The organism is Nitriliruptor alkaliphilus DSM 45188 (assembly GCF_000969705.1).
Classification (GTDB): Bacteria; Actinomycetota; Nitriliruptoria; order Nitriliruptorales; family Nitriliruptoraceae; genus Nitriliruptor; species Nitriliruptor alkaliphilus.
Genome location: NZ_KQ033901.1, coordinates 5,270,333 through 5,290,346, shown reverse-complemented (window position 1 = coordinate 5,290,346; position 20,014 = coordinate 5,270,333). Strand labels below are relative to the sequence as shown.

General features: G+C 71.8%; 17 protein-coding genes and 1 pseudogene. All 18 read right to left on the bottom strand.

The genetic code is table 11. From position 1 onward, the window contains the following. Positions 1 to 129: 129 nt before the first annotated feature. Positions 130 to 834: a hypothetical protein gene (locus NITAL_RS24740; protein ID WP_052668911.1), complete on the bottom strand. Its 705-nt coding sequence runs from the start codon at positions 832 to 834 to the stop codon at positions 130 to 132. A 160-nt stretch (positions 835 to 994) separates the two neighbouring features. Further along, complete coding sequence (locus NITAL_RS24735; RefSeq protein WP_052668910.1) at positions 995 to 1,306, bottom strand: hypothetical protein; 312 nt, start codon at positions 1,304 to 1,306, stop codon at positions 995 to 997. Between the two features lie 59 nt (positions 1,307 to 1,365). After that, positions 1,366 to 1,731: a hypothetical protein gene (locus tag NITAL_RS27635; protein WP_157042076.1), complete on the bottom strand. Its 366-nt coding sequence runs from the start codon at positions 1,729 to 1,731 to the stop codon at positions 1,366 to 1,368. A 167-nt stretch (positions 1,732 to 1,898) separates the two neighbouring features. After that, complete coding sequence (locus NITAL_RS24725) at positions 1,899 to 2,327, bottom strand: hypothetical protein (RefSeq protein ID WP_157042075.1); 429 nt, start codon at positions 2,325 to 2,327, stop codon at positions 1,899 to 1,901. A 53-nt stretch (positions 2,328 to 2,380) separates the two neighbouring features. Further along, on the bottom strand, positions 2,381 to 3,043 hold the full coding sequence (cysC, locus tag NITAL_RS24720; RefSeq protein WP_052670072.1) for an adenylyl-sulfate kinase: 663 nt from the start codon (positions 3,041 to 3,043) through the stop codon (positions 2,381 to 2,383). Then, complete coding sequence (gene cysN, locus NITAL_RS24715; protein ID WP_052668907.1) at positions 3,043 to 4,965, bottom strand: sulfate adenylyltransferase subunit CysN; 1,923 nt, start codon at positions 4,963 to 4,965, stop codon at positions 3,043 to 3,045. The genes cysC and cysN overlap by 1 nt, the downstream gene beginning before the upstream one ends. Before the next feature lie 46 nt (positions 4,966 to 5,011). Continuing rightward, a complete protein-coding gene (cysD, locus tag NITAL_RS24710; RefSeq protein WP_052668906.1) occupies positions 5,012 to 5,932 on the bottom strand; it encodes a sulfate adenylyltransferase subunit CysD in 921 nt (306 codons plus the stop codon). A 122-nt stretch (positions 5,933 to 6,054) separates the two neighbouring features. Further along, a complete protein-coding gene (locus tag NITAL_RS24705) occupies positions 6,055 to 6,390 on the bottom strand; it encodes a hypothetical protein (RefSeq protein ID WP_052668905.1) in 336 nt (111 codons plus the stop codon). Next, positions 6,390 to 7,367: a DUF222 domain-containing protein gene (locus NITAL_RS24700; protein WP_245617764.1), complete on the bottom strand. Its 978-nt coding sequence runs from the start codon at positions 7,365 to 7,367 to the stop codon at positions 6,390 to 6,392. Before NITAL_RS24700 ends, NITAL_RS24705 begins: the two co-directional genes overlap by 1 nt. Positions 7,368 to 7,408: 41 nt before the next feature. Next, positions 7,409 to 7,657, bottom strand: coding sequence for a hypothetical protein (locus tag NITAL_RS24695; protein ID WP_157042074.1), 249 nt, complete (start codon positions 7,655 to 7,657; stop codon positions 7,409 to 7,411). 244 nt (positions 7,658 to 7,901) lie between these two features. Further along, positions 7,902 to 9,680, bottom strand: coding sequence for an SLC13 family permease (locus NITAL_RS24690; protein WP_052668902.1), 1,779 nt, complete (start codon positions 9,678 to 9,680; stop codon positions 7,902 to 7,904). A 115-nt stretch (positions 9,681 to 9,795) separates the two neighbouring features. Then, positions 9,796 to 11,109 (bottom strand): EAL domain-containing protein, encoded by a 1,314-nt coding sequence (locus NITAL_RS24685; RefSeq protein ID WP_211262667.1) that lies wholly within the window; start codon positions 11,107 to 11,109, stop codon positions 9,796 to 9,798. A 298-nt stretch (positions 11,110 to 11,407) separates the two neighbouring features. After that, positions 11,408 to 11,917 (bottom strand): annotated as a pseudogene (gene cysD / locus NITAL_RS24680) (sulfate adenylyltransferase subunit CysD); the annotation flags it as partial. A 215-nt stretch (positions 11,918 to 12,132) separates the two neighbouring features. Beyond that, the gene (locus tag NITAL_RS24675) at positions 12,133 to 13,830 is read right to left on the bottom strand and encodes an S-layer homology domain-containing protein (protein WP_052668900.1); all 1,698 of its coding nucleotides are present in this window, start codon (positions 13,828 to 13,830) and stop codon (positions 12,133 to 12,135) included. Between the two features lie 430 nt (positions 13,831 to 14,260). Beyond that, positions 14,261 to 15,439: a rod shape-determining protein RodA gene (gene rodA, locus NITAL_RS24670; protein WP_169786950.1), complete on the bottom strand. Its 1,179-nt coding sequence runs from the start codon at positions 15,437 to 15,439 to the stop codon at positions 14,261 to 14,263. A 38-nt stretch (positions 15,440 to 15,477) separates the two neighbouring features. Further along, on the bottom strand, positions 15,478 to 17,514 hold the full coding sequence (mrdA, locus tag NITAL_RS24665; protein WP_052668899.1) for a penicillin-binding protein 2: 2,037 nt from the start codon (positions 17,512 to 17,514) through the stop codon (positions 15,478 to 15,480). A gap of 175 nt (positions 17,515 to 17,689) precedes the next feature. Further along, positions 17,690 to 18,379 (bottom strand): class I SAM-dependent methyltransferase, encoded by a 690-nt coding sequence (locus tag NITAL_RS24660; RefSeq protein ID WP_342674241.1) that lies wholly within the window; start codon positions 18,377 to 18,379, stop codon positions 17,690 to 17,692. A gap of 40 nt (positions 18,380 to 18,419) precedes the next feature. Next, on the bottom strand, positions 18,420 to 19,994 hold the full coding sequence (locus NITAL_RS24655) for an ABC transporter ATP-binding protein (protein ID WP_169786949.1): 1,575 nt from the start codon (positions 19,992 to 19,994) through the stop codon (positions 18,420 to 18,422). Between the last annotated feature and the right edge of the window lie 20 nt (positions 19,995 to 20,014).

Sequence of the window (20,014 nt, the reverse complement as noted above, 5' to 3'; positions counted from 1 at the left end):
GCGGCGGGCGACCACGGGACGTGAGCGGCGCGGGTCCCGCGCTGGCGCACGGCGGCGCGACGCTCTGCCACGGAGGGTAGCGCGACGCTCGCGCCGGGTGTCCGCCGCGACGCGACCGTCAGCCGTACCTCACGCGCCGGAGGGCCGTGCCGGCACCGCGCAGCGCCAGGCCGAGCAGTATCGCGGGTGCGCCACCGCCGGTCCGCGGCAGGTTCGGTGTGTCGGGCGATCCGCCGGGGGACGCGGGCGTTCCTGGCGCGTCGACCGGGACGGGATCCGGACCGGGGCCGTCACCACCGGGGCCGTCACCACCGGGCCCCTGTCCACCGGGCCCCTCACCGCCAGGCCCCTCACCGCCGGGGCCGTCACCACCGGGTCCCTCGCCACCGGGTCCCTCGCGGTCTGGCTCCTGGGCGGTGCGAAGTCACCGAGCACGTCGATCGATGCCACCCGGAGGTCGACCCCGGTGGTGCGCAGCCCCGCGAGTCCGTCGCCGAGCGGCAGCCCGTCCACGGGGGCAAGTAGCGTGGCGAGGTCGTCACCGATGGCGGCCGCGGTCACCTGGTCCCCGCCGACCGCGAGCCCACCGAACCCACCGAGCCCGCCGAGGCCGTCGAGGCCGTCGAGGCCGTCGAGGCCGTCGAGGCCGTCGACGATGTCCGTGACCTCGTCGAGCAGGTCGCCGAGCTGTCCGGTGAGCAGGTCCAGGACCCCCTGCAGGCCGACCGACCCGACCTGAGCCCGGAGTGCCGAGATGCCGGCCGCGGCCGAGCTGACGCCGGCTTCCGGGTCGCTGGTGGTGTCGGTGGTGACGTGCAGGCCGCCGACCTCCACCAGGATGGGCAGGTCTCGCCGAACAGGGCGTCGAACTCGAGCAGGCCCACCAACGACCCGCCCGGATCGTCGAGCAGATCGAGGCTGCGGAGGAGGTCGAGCGCGTCCTCGGCATCGGCGACCTCGTCCTCGAGCGCGGTCACGGCGTCGGACAGGCCGGCTACGAGCGCCTCGGCGGCGGCGAGGTCGGCGACCTCCAGGAGGGCGAGCAGGTCCGCGAGCGCGTCCTGCACCTCGCCGTCGCGCGCGACGATGGCCTCGAGCTCCTCGACGAAGCCTCGACCTCGGCGACCGCGTCGGTCAGGTCGGTGGGCAGGGTGATCGGCAGCTGGTCGAGCAGGTCGAGGAGCGTGCCGAGCGGCAACTCGTCGAGCAGGCCGGTCGGCAGCAGGTCGCCGATGGCGAGGCCCAACCCGGCGATACTCACCTCGGTCAGCCCGGCGACGCGGTCCTCGGTGACCTGGCTGGACACGCCCCCGTCACCGAGCTCGACGGCGAGACCGACCAGCGGGCCGAGGTCGAGGCCGCCGGTCAGGGCCGAGACGCGTGCGGCGGCGGACCGGTCGTCCAGCCCGGCAGCGCCAGCGTGTGGTCCCCGGACGACGGATCGCTACTGGAATCGGCCGTCCAGGCGCTGACGGACGCATCCCCGGCGCGCAGCCCCTCGAACAGCAGGCTGGCCGCGCTGGTGCCCACGGTGGTGGCCTGGGCGGTGAGGGTGCCGAGCGCTGCGTCGAGGTCGCCGACGAGCGGCACGTCGGTCAGGCCGAGCGACAGCAGCTCCAGGCTGGTGGTCACCGACCCGTCGCCCTCGCGGGGCGCCGAGGTGGCGCCGGTGAGGCCGAGGATCAGGACCCCGACCACGAAGACTGCCGCTACCCGCCGGATACGTGTCACGTTCGACCCCCGCTCGCGCTCCCCGTGCCGTCGCGACCGAGCCCTGGTCACGACGCACCGTGCGCTTCCCACCACGCACGGTGAGCGGAAGGGAAGGGAGGCCGGCGGCCGTCCAGCCCGTCGGCGGGAGGTCACCTTGGGAGTCATCCGAAGGGGCGAGCCCGGCGCTACAGAAGCTGCGCCAGCGTCACGGCCAGTCCGCCGATGCCGAAGGTCGCGGCCGCGGTGGCGACGATGATCGCGCGGGTCTGGCCGGACACCGCCGCAACCAGCTCGCCGCGGAAGGCAGCGAGCAGCTCGTGACGCACCCCGTCGAACCGGTCGTCCAGCCGCTGCTCGAGCTGGTCGAACCGCCCGTCGACCTGGTCGAACCGCCCGTCGACCTGCGCGAACCGCCCGTCGACCTGGTCGAACCGTCCGTCGACCTCCGTCCGGAACACGTCGATCTCCGAGCGCAGGACCAGCAGGTCGGTCCGGGTCGCCAGCTCGTCGCGATCCGGAGGCAGCAGCTCGAACATCGTGTCGGCACCTTCCGTGCCGAGCGTCTCGGCCAACCGCGCGTAGAGCCCGCTGCGGCGACGCTCGTCCACGGCCATGGTTCCACCCACCCGTCGGTCCGGCAAGGCCTCCGGGCGAGGGTAGGTCACCGTCAGCCCGCGGCCGGTCCGCCCGCTGCCGGGCCTGTGGACAGCCCGTGACGGTCGAGGGTGGCACGCACCGCGGCGACGCACGCATCGAGGTCCTGCTGCGAGGTGTCCAGACGCAGCTCGGGCACGTCGGGCGCCTCGTAGGGGGCACTCACCCCCGAGAACTCGGGGACCTCGCCGGCTCGCGCCCTGGCGTACAGCCCCTTGACGTCGCGGGCCTCGCAGATCTCGATGGGGGTGTCGACGAAGACCTCGACGAACCCGCCGTCCGGGTGCAGGTCGCGGACCTGCTGGCGGTCGGTGCGGTAGGGCGAGATGAACGCGGTCAGCACCACGAGGCCGGCATCGTGCATCAGGCGGCACACCTCGCCGATGCGGCGGATGTTCTCGGTCCGGTCCGCGGGCGAGAACCCGAGGTCGCGGTTCAGCCCGAAGCGGACGTTGTCGCCGTCGAGGACGTAGGCGGCGATCCCGTCGGCGATCAGGGCCCGCTCGACCGCGAAGGCGAGGGTCGACTTGCCGGAGCCGGACAGGCCGGTGAACCAGACGGTCGCCGGCCCGTGCCCGAGGACGCGCCGACGGTCGGCGGCCGTGACGTGCCCCTCGGCCCGCACGATGTTCCGGGAGCGGGGTTCGGCCGCGGGAGTGGCATCGTCGGCGGCCATCACCGGTCCCCGAAGAAGCCGCGCTCGACGAGCACCTCGATGACCGCGTCGACGCAGGCCTCGACCGACAACTGCGAGGTGTCGAGGCGCAGATCGGGGTCGGTCGGGACCTCGTACGGCGAGGTCGCACCGGGGACGTGGACGTCCTCGCCACGGTCGGCCGCGGCGTACAGCCCCTCGGGGTCGCGGGCGCGGCGGACCTCCTCCGGCGCGTCGAGGGCGACCACGATGAACCGTTCGGGGCCGACGAGGTCACGGGCGCGCTGGCGGACCTCCTCCTCGGGCGACTGGACGGCCACGAGGGTGATCAGGCCCTGCCGGCCGGCGATGACGGCGATCTCGGCGGCGCGGCGCAGGTTCTCGGACCGGTCGGCGTTGGTGAACCCGAGGTCGCGTGACAGGCCGAGGCGCAGGTTCTCGCCGTCGAGGCGCAGGAGCGTCCGGCCGCGGTCGAACAGGCGTCGCTCGACCGCCGCGGCCAGGGTCGTCTTGCCCGACCCCGTGGTCCCGGTGAACAGCACCGTGCAGGGCCGCTGGCCGAGACGGGCGGCCCGTTCGGCGGAGGTGATCTCCGAGCGGTGGTGGGTGAGCCCGGCGGGTGCCTCGGCGTCCCAGGTGCTGGTCGGACCGTGCAGCATCCCGGCGGCGACGGTGGCGTTGGTCAGCCGGTCGACGAGGATGAACGACCCGGTGGTGGGCTGGTCGCCGTAGGGGTCGAAGACCAGCTCGCGGTCGACGGTCAGCCCGCACCGTGCGATGTCGTTGAGGTCGAGGTGGTCGGCGTCGACGTGGTCGAGCGTGGCGATGTCGACGCGGTGGTCGATGCTGCGCAGCGACGCGTTCGACCGGCCGGTGGCGGTCTGCAGCAGGTAGCTGGCGCCCGGCCGGGCCGGCTGGTCGGTCATCCAGACCACCGTGGCGTCGACGTCGTGGGCGCGCAGCGGCTCGTCGCCCGGGCTGACCAGCAGGTCCCCGCGCGAGACGTCGATCTCGTCGGTCAACGTGACGGTGATCGCGTCGCCGGGTCCGGCCGCCTCGAGGTCGCCGTCGAAGGTGACGATGCGGGCCACGGTGGAGCCAACGCCGGAGGGCACGGCCACCACGGGGTCACCGGGCCGCAGGGTCCCGGAGGCGAGCGTGCCGGCGAAGCCGCGGAAGTCGAGGTCGGGGCGGACCACCAGCTGGACGGGGAAGCGCAGGTGGTCGAGGTCGACGTCGCGACGCACGTCGACGGTCTCGAGGTGCTCCATCAGCGGCGGCCCCTCGAACCAGGGCATCTCGGTCGCGCGGTCGACCACGTTGGCGCCGGTCAGCGCCGAAAGCGGCAGCACGTACGGGTCGGCGAGGTCGAGCCCCTCGGCCAGCTGCGCGTACTCGGCGGCGATCTGGTCGAACCGCTCCTTCGACCAGTCGACCAGGTCCATCTTGTTGACCGCGACGACCACGTGACGGATGCCGAGCAGGCTGGCGATCGAGCTGTGCCGGCGGGTCTGCTCGAGGACGCCGTGGCGTGCGTCGACCAGGATGATGGCCAGCTGCGCGGTCGACGCGCCGGTGACCATGTTCCGCGTGTACTGCACGTGCCCCGGGGTGTCGGCGATGATGAACTTGCGACGGGCGGTGGAGAAGTAGCGGTAGGCCACGTCGATGGTGATGCCCTGCTCGCGTTCGGCCTTCAGCCCGTCCATCAGCAGGGCGAGGTCGATCTGGTCGCCGGTGGTGCCGGAGGTCACCGAGTCGGACTCGAGTGCGGCGAGGTGGTCGGCGTAGATCATGTTGCTGTCGTGCAGCAGCCGGCCGATCAGGGTCGACTTGCCGTCGTCGACGCTGCCGCAGGTCAGGAGGCGCAGGAGGTCCTTCTGCTCGTGCTCGGCGAGGTAGGCCTCGATGTCGGTGGCGATCAGGTCGCTCTGGTGGGTCATCGGTGGCTCTCCCGGCGGGCCGCGACCCGCGTCGTCGTCGGCGCCATCAGAAGTACCCCTCGCGCTTCTTCTCCTCCATGGAGCCGGACTGGTCGTAGTCGATGACCCGGCCCTCGCGTTCGGAGCGGGTGGCCAGCAGCATCTCCTGGATGATGTCGGGCAGGGTCGTGGCGCGGGACTCGACGGCACCCGACAGCGGGTAGCAGCCGAGGGTGCGGAACCGGACCCAACGTTCGACGGGCTCCTCCCCCGGCTCGAACCGGAACCGGTCGTCGTCGACCATGATGGTCACCCCGTCACGCTGCACGGTGGGCCGCGGGGCGGAGTAGTACAGCGGCACGATCGGGATGTCCTCGAGCCAGATGTACTGCCAGATGTCGAGTTCGGTCCAGTTCGACAGCGGGAACACGCGGATCGACTCACCGGCGTTGACGCGGCCGTTGTAGAGCTGCCACAGCTCGGGGCGCTGGTTCTTGGGGTCCCAGCGGTGGTGCTTGTCGCGGAAGGAGAACACCCGTTCCTTGGCGCGGGACTTCTCCTCGTCACGCCGGGCACCACCGAAGGCCGCGTCGTAGCGGCCGGCGGTCAGCGCCTGCTTGAGCGCCTGGGTCTTCATCAGGTCGGTGTAGTTCTGCGACCCGTGGTCGAACGGGTTGATGCCCTGGGCCCGGGCTTCCTCGTTGGTGTGCACCCGCAGGTCGAGGTCGAGCTCACGCGCGGTCCGGTCGCGGAACTCGATCATCTCGCGGAACTTCCACGTGGTGTCGATGTGCAGCAGCGGGAAGGGCAGCGTGCCGGGGAAGAACGCCTTCCTCGCCAGGTGGAGCATCACCGACGAGTCCTTGCCGATCGAGTACATCATCACGGGTCGTTCGCACTGGGCGACGACCTCACGCAGGATGTGGATCGACTCGGCCTCGAGCTGGCGGAGGTGGGTACGCGTCTGCTCAGGCGCGAGGGAGCTCATCGAGGATCCAGGGCGACGGCGGGCTGGGGATGAGCAGCCTACGGAGCGCAGGGGGTGGGGCTTCCCATCGGCGCAGGGGGAACGTGGCAACGCCCCGAGCGGCGCCGGCCAGCCACCGGCCCTCAGATGGCGACGGCCCCGATGGCGATCCCGGCGGTGGTCAACAGCGCCCCGACGAAGGCGAGAACCAGCAACTTGGTCTGGGCGTCGACCCGCTCGCGCACGAAGGCCTCCAGCCGGGCGTCCTGCACGGCGAAGCGCAGGTCGAGCGTCTCACGCAGGTGGGCGAACTCGGCGCGGATCTCGCTGCGCAGACCACCGACGTCGCTCCTCAGCTCAGCCACGTCGGTCTTGAGCACCGCCACGTCGGCCTTGAGCACCGCCACGTCGCCCTTCACCGGGTCGAGGTCGTCCTTGCCGACGAGCTCGGACCACGGGCGCGGTGGCAGGTTCTCCATCAGCGTCGCCGCCTGTTCGGGCCTGCCCCTCCTCCGCGACGGTCAGGGCGCGGGGCCGCCCGGGTCGGTGCGCGGCGGGCGTCCCGGGTGTGGACGACGGGTCGGCCGTCGATCCAGGTGACCTGCCAGCCGTGGCGGTCGAGCATGAGGTGGTGGTAGGTGCACCCGGGAGCGGCGGCGTCGATGTCGAGCTGGCCATCGAGCCGGTACGGCACGTCGAGGTGCATCGTCTGGCACCAGGCCGCGGGCACGGTGCAGCCGTCCCCGGCGCAGGTCCGGTCACGGATCTGGAGCGCCTTCCACAGCCCGGCGGGCACGGTGCGGACCCCGACGCCGGCCCGGGTGGGTGCGCCGGCGGGGTCGAGCAGCACGCGGGACACCGACGCGTCGCTCAGCAGCCGGCGGGCCTCGGGCCAGGGCAGCGGGCCGGTCCAGGCCGCCTCGCACACCCCGCGGCCGGTCGCGCTCCGGTCGGCCACGGTGGGTTCGTCCACCGTGATCAGCACGTGGGGACGGACGCCTCGGTTCGAGGGGACTTTCCCGGCGTCCAGGGCGACCCGGCAGATCTCGACCAGCGCGTCCGCGGTGGCCTGCGCGGCGGTGCGCCGTCGCCCGGGCGGATCGGGTCGTCGGAAGGCGGGGAGCGTGGTGTGCACCAGCTCGCCGCCCAGCCCTGCCAGCTGCCCGGACACCAGCGTCATCCCGTCCGGGGTCTCGGTCACTGCCAGCCGGCGGCGAGCGTTGCGCCGGTCCTGGGCCGTCTGCGCCGCGTCGGTGTCTGCCTGCGCGAGCAGCCGGCGACAGGTCCTGCCGAACCGGCGCGCATCCTGGGTCCCGGCCGCCTCCAGCAGGGTGGCTTCGGCCTCGGCACGGGCATCGCCTTCGAGCGAGCGCAGGGTGTCAGCCAGGACCCGGGCGTGATCGGCCGGGAGCTGTCCGTCGGCCATCGCCGTAGCCGCCGCGGGTAACGCCTCCAGCCGCCGACCAGTCTCGCCCGCCTGCTTGACCTGCGAGGGCGTCAGCCGCAGCTCGCCGCCGTCCGGTCGCGCACCCGCCGCAGCGCCTGCTGTTCGCGGCCCGGCCCCGCTGCCTTCAGCGCGCGGGTCTCCAGGGTCGCCTGCATCCGCGACCGCAGGGCCACCAACCGGTCGACCGCCCGCTGCGTGCGATCCAGTGCGTCCCGCACCTCATCGTCGGTCAACGGGTCGAGGTCGACACCCACGACCGCATCCACGGCCGCGAGGAGCGTGTCCCCGACGTCGGTCACCTGGGTCCGGTACGCCGGAGGACGTTCGCGCGCGACGCTCAGGTGCCTCGCACCTGTGAACCCCCGTGCCACGACCACCAGCAGCTCCCCCGACGACGACAACGGTCGATGAACGACGACCGGATGAACCGAACGCCTGGAACCTACGGCCGGGGTGGGACACCGGCCAGGACGACCTCGGCGTAGCCGTGGACGACGGGACGCGCCCTTCGACCAGCTCTCCCGTACCGCACAGCCCACTGCCTCAGCCCCACACCAGCGGGACGACGACCAGGCAGGTGGCCAGCGTCAGCGCTGCCAGGGGCAGTCCGAGCCGCCAGAAGTCCCCGAACCGGTAGCCACCGAGGCCGTAGACCATGGTGTTGGTCTGGTAGCCGATGGGGGTCAGGAACGACGAGGAGGCGGCGACGGCGACCGCGACCGCGAACCCGGTGGTCTCATAGCCGACGCGCTCGGCGACGTCGATGGCGATCGGCACCATCAGCGCGGCTGCGGCGACGTTGGTGATCAGCTCGGTGAGCAGCATCGTGCCGAGCACCACGGCAGCGATCGCCACCAGCGGGCTGCGGCCGACGGCGATCTGCCCGATGAGGCTGGCAGCGGCCGCAGCCAGACCGGAGGCCTGCATCCCGGCACCGAGGCCGATGGCTGCCGCCACGATCAGCAGCACGTCGCGGTCGAGGGCATCGAGGGCCCGGCGGAAGGCGATGGCGCGGGTGGCGACGAGGACGCTGCAGGCGAGCAGGATCGACGTGAGGATCGGCAGGAGCCCGGTGGCGGCCAGCGTCACCATGCCGGCCAGGGTGCCGAGGGTCGTCCACCGGTGCCGGCTACCCGCGGGGGTTGTGGCACGCCCGTCGAGGAACGGGGCGACGATGGAGAAGTCCGGCCGGTCCTGCCAGCGTTCGGGGAAGCCGTTGTCGGCGTAGACCAGCAGGGCGTCACCGCCGTGCAGGTCAACGGTGCCGAGCTTCTGTTGGACCCGTGTGCCCGCACGGTGGATGGCGACCACCGCGCCGCCGTACCGGCCGCGGAACGAGGAGGACTTGAGGGTCGCGCCGACGAGGGGCGAGTTCGACGCGACGACGCACTCGACCAGCTGGTGACCATCGCCGTCGAGCATCTCGGTCTGGGGTTGTTCGGCTTCGACCAGGCCGGGGTGGGCGAGCAGCTCGCTGATGTGGCCGACCTGGCCGACGAAGACGAGCTCGTCGCCGGCGGTGAGGCGTTCGTTCGGCGACACCGTCGGCAGCGGGTGGCCGGCGCGGACGATGCTCGCCAGGTAGGTGGTGGGCAGCTCGCGGAGGCCGGCCTCGGCGACGGTGCGGCCGGCGACGGGCCCTGCCTCGGTGACGGCCAGACGGACGGTGTAGTCGCGTTCGTGGCCGACGAGCTGCTCGTGCGGGCTGCGCCGGTCGGGCAGCAGCTTCGGGGCGAGCAGGACGATCAGCAGCCCGCCGATGACGGCGATGGGCAGTCCGGCAGCGGTGATGGTGAAGAAGGTGAACGCCGGCTGCCCGGCGTCGAGCATCAGCCCCGAGACCACGAGGGTGGGGCTGGTCCCGATGGTGGTCAGCAGGCCACCGAGGATGGCGGCGAACGACAGCGGGATGAGCAGGTGGGTCGCGGCGACCCCGCGACGTTCGGCCCAGGTCCGCACGATCGGTCCGGTGGCGGCGACCAGCGGGGTGTTGTTGACCACCCCGGAGAGGCCGAGCACGGGGCCGACGAGGCGTGCGACCGCTCCTCGCGAACCGCTGGTGCCGTCGCCGAGGAGGCGGTCGACGACCCGGTCGAGCCCCGCGTGGTCGCGGACGGCACGGGCGACGACGTACAGGCCGGCGATACTGATCGTGGCGGGGTTCGACAGGCCGGCGAAGGCCTGTTCGGCCGGGAGGATGCCCGCGAGGACGAACAGGACCACGCCGCCGATCAGGATCGGTGCCGGGGACGCGACCTCGCGGATGAGCGCCACGAGCAGCCCGGCGAGGATCGCGATCGCGATCAGGGCGTTCGGGTCCACGGTCCAGGGTCCTCGGGTCGCGAGGACGGGACCGTAAGGCTCGCATCCCGCCCGCAGCCGATCCGGCCAGGGGGAACGGGAGGAAGCCGGTCAGCGGCGGCGGACGTCGTCCCGGTCAGCGGCGGCGGACATCCTCGCCGCCCACACGGCGCTGGAGGCCGCTGAGGGCCGGGCCCGCCGGGCCGCCGTCCGCGGTCGCGGCCTCGGGCTCGGCGAGGCGTGCGTCGATCTGCGCGGCCGTCTCCGGACGTCCGAGGAGGAAGCCCTGGACCAGGGGGCAGCGCATGTCCGTGGCGATGCGGAGCTGCTCGTCGTTCTCGATCCCTTCGGCGACGGCCGTGACGCCGAGCTCGCCGCACAGCAGGACGATCCCGTGGACGAGGGTCCGTGCGCGCTGGCTGTGCTCCATCTCGCGGACGAAGCTGCGGTCGATCTTGAGCAGGTCGGCCGGGAAGCGGTGCACGTAGGCCAGCGACGAGTACCCGGTGCCGAAATCGTCGATCGCGACGCGGACGCCGAGCTGGCGGAGCAGGCTGAGGCGGGCGGCCGATCCCTCGATGTCGTGGGCGAGCGCACCCTCGGTCACCTCGAGGCAGAGCTTGTGCGGATCGAGGCCGGTCTCCTCGACGACGCCCCGGACCCGGATCACCAGGTCCTCGGCGGCGAGCTCCTGGCTGGACAGGTTGACCGACACCACCGGCGCGCGGGTGCCGCGCTCGCGGGCTTCACGCTGCCACCGGGCGCCCTGTTCGCAGGCGGTCCGCAGGACGAGGTCACCGACCTCGTGGATCCGGCCGCTGCGTTCCGCGGTGGGCAGGAACGCGAAGGGGCCGCGTTCACCGTCGGGGTGGTCCCACCGGACGAGGGCTTCCACGCCGACCATGCGCCAGCTGGCCACGTCGTGGACGGGCTGGTAGCGCAGCGACAGCTGGCCGGCGTCGATCGCGTCGGCGAGCTCGCGGTCGGCCCTGGCCAGGCACGCGTCCTCGCGCACGGACGCCAGCGCGTGGGTGAACAGCCACGCGACGAGTTGCCCGACGAGGACGAACGCGACCGTGCGGGTGACCCACTCCGAGGGTGTCTGCGCGAGGCCCGTGGCGACCTGCTGGTAGGTGAGGGGTCCGGCGAGCACCCCCGCCACCAGTGCGGTCACCAGCGCGCCCGACCGACCGAACCGGACGGCGGCGAACAGGACCGGGACGTAGTAGCCGTGTGGGACGGCGATGCCCGCCCCGCCGACGAGGTGGATGAACAGCCAGGAGGCGCCGAGCATGGCGGCGAGACCGGTCGAGGCCACCGACGCCGGTGAGCTGACGATGGCCATCAGCGCCCGCGCCGGGAACGCCGCCGGCAGGACCCCATCCTGGCGGCGCAGGCGGGTCCAGTGGTGGCGATCGCTCGGGTCGTGCTCCTGCACAGTGGGCTCCATGGACCGACGCACGCCGGTACCCGTCCCCATCGGCCGTACCCGCGACACCTTGAACGGTACGTCACCAACCGACTACGCGCCGTGACCCACCTATCAGTTATCCCCAGCCCAGCGGGGCCCCGGCCGCGAGGGCCGGGGCTCCGCGCTCAGCGGACCCTGGTCGAGGGCCGCGCGAGCGTCACTCGGAACCGTTGACGGCGATGCCGTTAGTCGACTCCACGTGCCCGCCTCGCCGTACAGGACCTCGATCGTCTGCCAGTCGTCCTCACCGAGCCGGTAGTAGATGGTGATCTCGGTGCTCGGGCCGCTGGTTCTTGGGGTCCCAGCGGTGGTGCCGGTCACGGAACGAGAACACGCGCTCCTTGGCGCGCGACTTCTCCTCGTCGCGGCGGGCACCACCGAACGCGGCGTCGTACCGGCCGGCCGACAGCGCCTGCTTGAGCGCCTGGGTCTTCATCAGGTCGGTGTAGTTCTGCGACCCGTGATCGAACGGGTTGATGCCCTGAGCCCTGGCTTCCTCGTTGGTGCGCACCCGCAGGTCGAGGTCGAGCTCACGTGCCGTCCGGTCGCGGAACTCGATCATCTCCCGGAACTTCCACGTCGTGTCGATGTGGAGCAGCGGGAACGGCAACGTGCCGGGGAAGAACGCCTTCCTCGCCAGGTGCAGCATCACCGACGAGTCCTTGCCGATCGAGTACATCATCACGGGTCGTTCGCACTGGGCGACGACCTCACGCAGGATGTGGATCGACTCGGCCTCCAGCTGGCGGAGGTGGGTACGCGTCTCGGCGGGCGCGAGCGAGGTCATCGAGGATCCCGGGCGAGGTCGGACGCAGCGGGACCCGGCGCGCCGTACGGAGCCCGCCCGCGCCGCTCCCACGGGAACAGGGGGAACGTGGCGACGCGCGTGCCAGCGTCGGCGAGGGCACCCCTTGACGCCGCGCCGACGCAGCGGGACCCCGGCCACGTGGCCGGGGTCCCGCCGAGCCAGCATCTCGCTGACCTGGTGCTCGTCGGTGCGGTTCAGGCGTCGACGATGCAGTTGCCATCGACAACGACATCATCCGCGAACTCGTTCGCCGCGATGAGCGTCGCCAGCACGTACGTCCCCGTGTAGTCGCACACGTGGTCGTCGTTGCCGTCGAACATGTTGCCTGTGACGGTCGAACCCGCAGCACCGAGGCCGATGCCCTCCCCGTTGTCGAGGAAGGTGTTCCCGGTGATGACCGAGGCCGCATCGTTCGCGGAACCCACGACGTTGCCGTCGAAGGTGTTGCCCGTGATGGTGAAGTCCGCGGTCGGGTTCGCGAAGGCGCCACGGAGCAGGCCCGTGAACGAGTTGTCCGCGATCGTCGCCTCCTCGTCACCGCCGCCGCTGGCGTTCAGGACACCGGTCCCGGTCCCCGTACCGACGACGACGTTGTCGCGGATCTCCACCTCGGAGACGTTCGTGAGGTAGAAGGCCGCGTCCTCACCGGCACCCGGGATGCTGCCCGGGGTGACGGTGAAGCCCGTGATGGTGACGCCATCGGTGTTGCTGATGCCGAAACCACCGTCCAGCGTGGCGTCGTGCCCCTCGACGGTGACTGGCGCTGAGATGGCGATCGGGCCGTCGAACGAACCGTAGGCGTGGATCGTGTCACCGTCCGCGGCCTCGTCGATGGCCTCCTGTAGGCCGGCGAAGCTCTCGCCCGAATCGTCGTTGAGCGCACCCTCGATCGTCAGCGTGACGGTGTGCTCCTGCTCGGTGTCATCGTCGAAGGTGACCGTGAAGGTCACCTCGCAGGGACCGGCATCCGACTCATCCTCCGTGGCGACCGTCGCGACGCCATCGTCCAGGTTGACGTCGCCGTCGACGACGCAGTCTCCAGCGACGGTCACGCCCTGGATGTCGTCGACATCACCGGTGAACGTGGCCGTGAAGCTGTCACCGGCAGCGAGCGAGTCAGCGTCGGTGGTCACCTCGACCGAAGGCTCCTCGCCTGGCGGCGGGTCCTCGTCGCCGAGGCCTTCGGCGTCTGCCCATGCGTAGGCGCGCATCACGAAGGATGCCATCTGGTCACGCTTGACGAGTGCCAGCGGACGGTAGTCACCGTCCTCGAAGCCCTCGACGATGCGCACGCCAGCCAGCGCGTTGATGTTCGGCTCGTGGACCGAACCGTCATCGTCCGGGAACGCGTCCGGACCAGCCGGCGGCTCCGACAGCGGGTTCACATCGCCGTTGTCGAGGTACGACAACGCACGACGGATGAACGACGCCATCTGCCCACGGGTCACGTTCGCGTTCGGCGCGTACGACTGACCGTCGGAGGCGTTGGTGCCCTCGACGACCTCGATGGCAGCGAGCTTGTGGATGTTGGACGCGTGCACGTACTGGGCATCGGTCGGCGGCACGTCATCGAAGCGAGCCGGGTTGCCCGGGGGCAGCGCCTGCTCGTTGTAGTCCTCGATGAACCGCGCGATGAACGACGCCATCTGGCCACGGGTCACGTCCAGACGGGGGCCGTAGCTGGTCCCGTCCGGTGCCAGACCCTCGGTCAGACCGAAGTCCGCCATGCAACGCACGTTGTACTCGTGCGCCGATCCGGCGATGTCGTCGAAGTTCGACTGCACATCACCACAGATGACGCTGGTGTCGATGGCCTCGGGCTGCGTCTGTGCCGAAGCTACGCCGGGGGCCATCGCCATGATCATGGCGCTCCCCAGGCTCAGCCCGAGCACGCGACGCAACCCGCGTCTCGTTCGGGTGGATCCGTTCAAAGCACTCTCCTCGGAGCTCGTCCGGCGCAAGGGGCCCCTCGCACCGGTCAGCAGCGTCCTCACCCGCAAGCTGCGGGCGGAGCGACGAAGGAGAAGTCCCCCCGAGAGTCCTACGGACCACGTCGAGTCGCCTCGGCGTGGTTCGCCTCCCGTTAACGGCTCCTCTTCTCCGTCTCGCTACCGGGTTCGCACCCTAGGGACACGTCACCGCGCTCGCAGGCGCAGCACCCCCGCCCGGGCACGGCCGTTCGGTCACTGTGCGGACCCTTCATGCCCCGCACATGAGGCCGACGGGGTCCGCGGAGCGCCCGACGGCGGCCGGGTTCCGCGCGAGCACCGCCGTTCAGCCACCGACCTACCCGCAGTGGACCAGGCGAGGTGCGCTGACCGCTCAGAAGCGCCGCATGTGGACGTTGAGCAGCAGCCCCACGATCGCGAACCACACGATCAGCGACGTGCCCCCGTAGCTGACGAACGGCAGCGGGATGCCGGTCACGGGCATGATGCCCACCGTCATGCCGACGTTGACGAACACCTGCAGAGCCAGCATGGCCACGACCCCCACCGCCAGGAGCGTGCCGAACAGGTCCTTGGCGATGACCGCGATGCGCAACCCCCGCCAGATCAGCACCAGGAACAGGCCCAGCACGATCATGGCACCGAGGAAGCCGAACTCCTCACCGATGACGGTGAAGATGAAGTCGGTGTGGTTCTCGGGCACGTACGACAGGGACGTCTGGGTGCCCTGGAACAGCCCCTTCCCACCGACCTGGCCCGATCCGATGGCGATCACCGACTGGCGGGTCTGGAAGCCCGGCCCCTGGCCGAGGCTCGGGTTGCTGGCGTCGAGGAACGCCGTCAGCCGCTGCACCTGGTAGTCGGCGATCAGGTCCATGCGCAGGACGGCGATCGTGGCGGTGACCGCGGCGATCCCGAGGCCGATCAGGTAGCGGCCCTTGACCCCGCCCACGAGGAACAGGATCGCGCACAGCCAGACGAACACGATCGAGGTGCCGAGGTCGGGCTGCAGGAAGACGAGGCCCATCGGCACCATCGTCAGGGCGAGGCAGACCGCGATGGCGCCGATGCCGGGTTCACCCTTGCGCTCGTGCAGCACCGCGGCGATCGCGATCAGCACCGCGATCTTGGCGAGCTCGGAGGGTTGGAGCTGGAACCCACCGATCAGGATCCAGCGCTGCGCGCCACCGAAGGTGGTCCCGAGCGGGGTGATGACCAGCACCAGGAGCACCAGGGCGACGCCGTAGATGACGGCCGCGTAGGTGCGCAGGTGGCGGTAGTCGATGACGGCCGCCGCGACCATCCCGAGGATGCCGACCACCATCGCCAGCACCTGGCGCGAGATGTAGAGCAGCGGCGACAGGCCCTGGTCGGTCAGCGCCTGCAGCTTGGCCGAGTAGATGGCGACGAGGCCGATGCCCGTGAGCGCCAAGGCGGACAGTACGAGGACCGGATCGAGGTGCTTGATCGGGGCGTACGCCTCCTGCCAACGCGACGCGACGCGCTCGCGCTGCATCCGCTCGGCGCGGTCCTGCCCGTACCCGACCTCCACGATCCACCTCCTCTCGGCCGCTAACCGAGGACCCATCCTCAGTCGAGGATGCGGTCACCTTCGACGAACTCGGCGTCCTCGGCGTCGGTGACACCGAAGTAGTGCTCGAGGATGTTGCGGGCGATCGGCGCTGCGGTCTGCGAGCCGCCACCGCCCTGCTCGACGTTGACGACGACCACGATCTCCGGATCGTCGGCCGGTGCGTAGGCCGCGAACCACGCGAACGGCACCTTCGGCTTGAGCTCGGCCGTGCCGGTCTTGCCCGCCACGGGGATCTCGCTCAGCGGGAACGGGTTGCCACGCGTGAACGCGCCGTGGGCCGTGCCCCGCTCCTCCATCACCACGCGACGCAGACCCTCCTGGATCGCGCGCAGCTCGGCGTCGTCCAGTCCGAGGTCGCCGAGTGACTCGGGTTCGATCTCGCGGATCACCTCGCCGTCGGGGGCGACGATCCGCTGCCCGAGGTGGGGCCGCCACAGCGTCCCACCGTTGGCGATCGCCATGTACGAGGCCGCGATCTGCAGCGGGGTCGTCAGCACGTCGCCCTGCCCGATGGAGCTGTTGATCGCGTCACCGCCGCGCCACGTCCCGCCCGAGACGCACAGGTCGGCGTTGATGTCGCGGCCGAACCCGGGCGGCATCTCCTCGGCGTTGCGGCAGTAGGTCTCGCGGGTGTTGAGCCAGAACTCGCGCCGCCACTCGCGCGAGGGGATCACACCGGCGCGCTCGGACGGCAGGTCGATACCGAGGGTGCGTCCGAACCCGAACCGGCCGGCCACGATCGGCAGGACCTCCTCGACGTCGTCGCCCTGGGACTGCTCGACGCGCCACTGGTCGTAGGCCAGCTCGTAGAAGTAGGTGTCGCACGAGCGCATCAACGCCGTGGAGAGGTTCATCGGCCCCTCGTTGACGCCACGGTTCCAGTTGCGGAACGTGATCCCGCCGAGGTCGTAGGCCGGGGCGCAGTTGATCGTGCCCTGCGGACCGATCCGGCCGGCTGCCATGAACGCAGCACCGGTCACGGTCTTGAACACCGAGCCCGGCGGGTGGGCCGACTGGATCGGCCGGTTCAGCAGCGGGAACTCGTTGTCCTCGCTGGTCACCTCGTCCCAGTAGCGCTGGCTGACACCGCCGACGAACTCGCGCGGATCGAAGGTGGGGAACGAGGCCATCGCCAGGACCGCCCCGTCGGTCGCGTCGAGCACCACGGCCGACCCGGCGGTCGAAGGCAGGTTCCGGCCGGACGCCACGTGGGTGGTGGACCGGCTGCTGACGATCCCCTCGGCCAGGAGCCGTTCGGTGGCCTCCTGCAGGTCGAGGTCGATCGAGGTGACGAGGTCACCGCCCGGCACCGGCTCGCGGTCCTGGAGCACACCGACGACCCGGTTCTGGCGGTTGACCTCGAGGCGGCGGCTGCCCGCCTCACCTCGCAGGTCCGGTTCGTAGGTCTGCTCGAGCCCCCCGCGTCCGATGAACTCCCCCGGCCGGTACTCGCCGGCGTAGGGCTCGGCGGTCAGCTCCTCCTCGGAGATCTCGCCGAGGTAGCCGACCAGGTGCGCTGCCAGCTGCCCCTGCGGGTAGGTGCGGACCGGCAGGGTCTCGGCCACCACACCCGAGAACAGCTCCTGCTGTTCGCGGACCGCGTAGACGATCTCGGGGGCGACGTCGATCGCGATCGGGATCGGGCGGAAGATGCTGTAGCGGCGCGAGACCAGCCGTTCGATGATCTCGTCGCGCTCGAGCCGCAGCAGGGCCGACAACCGGTCGAGGACGCGTTCGGCGTCCTCGTCGAGCGGATCACCGTTGCCGTCGAGCAGCTGCATCCGGTCCGCGGAGATGGTCAGCGCCGGACGGTTGCCGACCAGTTCGGCACCGTTGGCGTCCAGGATCCGGCCCCGCGGCGCCTCGGTGAGCACCGACCGGACGCGGTTCTCCTCGGCGGCCAGCGTGTAGCGGTCACCCGCCAGGATCTGGAGGAACCACAGGCGGGAGAACAACGCGAGGAACAGACCGATGACCAGCACGGTGACGAAGGTCAGTCGGAGCGCGTTGTTGGTGGGCTCGTTGGTCGCCAAGAGGTGCCCTGCGGGGTGCTCGAGCGTGGGCGAGGGGACGGAGCTGCGAGGAGCGTTCCAGGTGCGCCGGTCCCGCGTCGTACCGCCTCGCGGGAAGGTACCAGCGGCGCGAGGGGCGCCGTCCTCGGCGCCCGAACCCGCGCCCCGGTCCCGCGCCCCGGTCCCGCGCCGCGGCTCAGCGGATGGCGGCCAGCAACCGCCGATCGGCCACCTGCTCGAGCGGCGCGACCTCGTCGAAGCCCGCCGCGCGGAGGGCGGCCACGCGTTCACCGACGCTCGAACCGGACCCGACCCGTCGACCATCGAACCGGCGGTCGCGTTCGGTCAACAGCGGCGCGAACGCCGGTGAGTCGGCCACGGCCGCCCACCACGCGGCCCAATCCTCCGCACCGTCCCCGATCGCCTCCCAGGGCTCACGGTGCAGCGCATCGGTCAGCGCAGCCAGCTGCGGCGCGTCGGCGTCGGTGCGCATCTGGTCGTAGTCCAGGAACAGCCCGGCTGGCCGCAGCAACCGCGCGAGGCTGCCGGCGAGCGAGGGCCACCGGTCGGCATCGAGCCAGTGCAGTGCGGTCGCGGACAGCACCAGGTCGAAACCCTCCGTCGGCAGCTCGGCGTCCCAGCCGTCCACGCGCAGGTCGGCGTCCAGCCAGGTCGTCCGCGGCACGGACGCCGCACGCCCCAACGCCAGCAGCACCGGGTCGAGGTCGACCGCGACCACCTCGGCGTCGGGGAACCGTGCGACCGCCCGGGCGGCGAGCGATCCCGGCCCGCAGGCGAGGTCGAGCACCCGTGCCGGTGGCCCGACGAGCCGTTCGGCGACGTCGAGCATCCGTGCGAAGACCTCCTCGCGGTCGGGCAGGTACAGGGCCTGCTGACGATCCCAGCGTTCGATCCAGTCGACGGCGTCAGACAGGTGGGGCAGCGTGATGCTCGGAGCGGTCAGGGTCGTACCTCCGGTCGGCCGGCGGCGAGGCCGCCGGGTAGCAGTCGAGCAGTGACAAGGTCAGGGGGTGGACCGCGTCGCGGCGCATGCGTCCCACCTCGAGCTGTTCGACGATCACCCCGTGGTCGAGGACGGCGAGCCGGTCGCACAGGGCTTCGATCGCCGAGAGGTCGTGGCTGACCACGAGCGTGGCGACCCCGTGCTCGAGCGCGAGCCGGCGGATCAGGTCGAGCATGTCGTCGCGCAGCTCGGTGTCGAGCGAGGCCACGGGTTCGTCCGCGACCAGCAGCTGGGGCTCGACCGCCAGGGCTCGGGCGATCGAGATGCGCTGGCACTGCCCGGTGCTCAGCGCCCCGGGGCGGGCGTGGGCTGCGTCGGGGAGCCCGACCTCGGCCAGCAACTGCTCGGCGCGTTCGCGCCGCCAGCGGCGTGGACCGATGCGGTGGGCGTCGAGGGGGTCGGCCACCAGCTGGATCGCCGTCCGCCACGGGTTGAGCGACGCCCGGGGGTCCTGCGGCACCAGCTGGACCTGGCGGCGCACGGTCCGCCAGCCGACCTCCTCGGGACGGTGACCGGCGATCCTCAGGCGACCGCCGTCGAGCGGTTCCAGGCCGACGACGCACCGCACCAGCGTCGACTTGCCGGCACCGCTGCGGCCCGCCAGACCGACGATCTCGCCCGGGCCCACCCGCAGATCGACCCCGCGCAGCACCGGACCACTGCCCGGGTAGCTCTTGCGTGCGGCCACGAGGTCGAGCGCGGCCGGCGCGTCGGGACGCGGGTCCCGTTGCGCGGCAGGGACCGGGTGAGCGGACCGGCCACCGGGCATCGGCGTCGGTAGCTGCCCGGCAGGGCCGAGGGTCACCAGCCCGTCGGCGACCGCGTCCGCGACGTACCGGTCGTGGGTGACCACCACGACCGACCCGCCCTCCTGCGCGTACTCCCGCAGGCGGGCCAGGAACTCGGCGCGAGCCAGACCGTCCAGCGCCGAGGTCGGCTCGTCCGCCAGCAGCAGGGCCGGTCGCCCGGCGACGGCGAGCGCCAGCCCCACCCGCTGGGCCATCCCCCCGCTCAGCTCGAAGCAGCGTCGAGTCACCACCTCGTCGGGGTCGGCGAACCCCGCCCAGCGCAGCGCCGCCCGAACCGACCGCCGCTGCGCTTCGGCGTCCTGGCCGGCGGCACCACCACGGAGCCTGGCGACCTCACCGACCAGCGAACCGACACGCCGGAGCGGGGTGAGCGCGAGCGCGGCGTCCTGGAAGATGACACCGAGGTGCCTCGCTCGGACCTGCTGCCACCGCTCCGGGGGCGCCCCGGCGAGGTCGATGGTGCCGTCGGCGGTGCGCAGCTCGTGGCGATCGACCGTCACCGTCCCGGCCCGGGGGACGAGGCCGGTCATGGCCCGCAACAGCGTGGTCTTGCCCACACCGCTCGGCCCCATCACCACGTGGATCCGGCCACGCCCGACGGTCACGTCGAGGTCGGTCAGCACGGGACGAGCGCCGTAGGCGACGCGCAGGCCCTCCAGACGCAGCACCGGGCCGTCAGTTCGCAGCG

Excerpts from the sequence above, each read along its gene's own strand:
- NITAL_RS24685 (WP_211262667.1), bottom strand. The coding sequence starts at position 11,109 with ATGGAGCCCACTGTGCAGGAGCACGACCCGAGCGATCGCCACCACTGG.
- cysN (WP_052668907.1), bottom strand. The coding sequence starts at position 4,965 with ATGACCCACCAGAGCGACCTGATCGCCACCGACATCGAGGCCTACCTC.
- cysC (WP_052670072.1), bottom strand. The coding sequence starts at position 3,043 with ATGGCCGCCGACGATGCCACTCCCGCGGCCGAACCCCGCTCCCGGAAC.
- NITAL_RS24725 (WP_157042075.1), bottom strand. The coding sequence starts at position 2,327 with ATGGCCGTGGACGAGCGTCGCCGCAGCGGGCTCTACGCGCGGTTGGCC.
- NITAL_RS24705 (WP_052668905.1), bottom strand. The coding sequence starts at position 6,390 with ATGGAGAACCTGCCACCGCGCCCGTGGTCCGAGCTCGTCGGCAAGGAC.
- cysD (WP_052668906.1), bottom strand. The coding sequence starts at position 5,932 with ATGAGCTCCCTCGCGCCTGAGCAGACGCGTACCCACCTCCGCCAGCTC.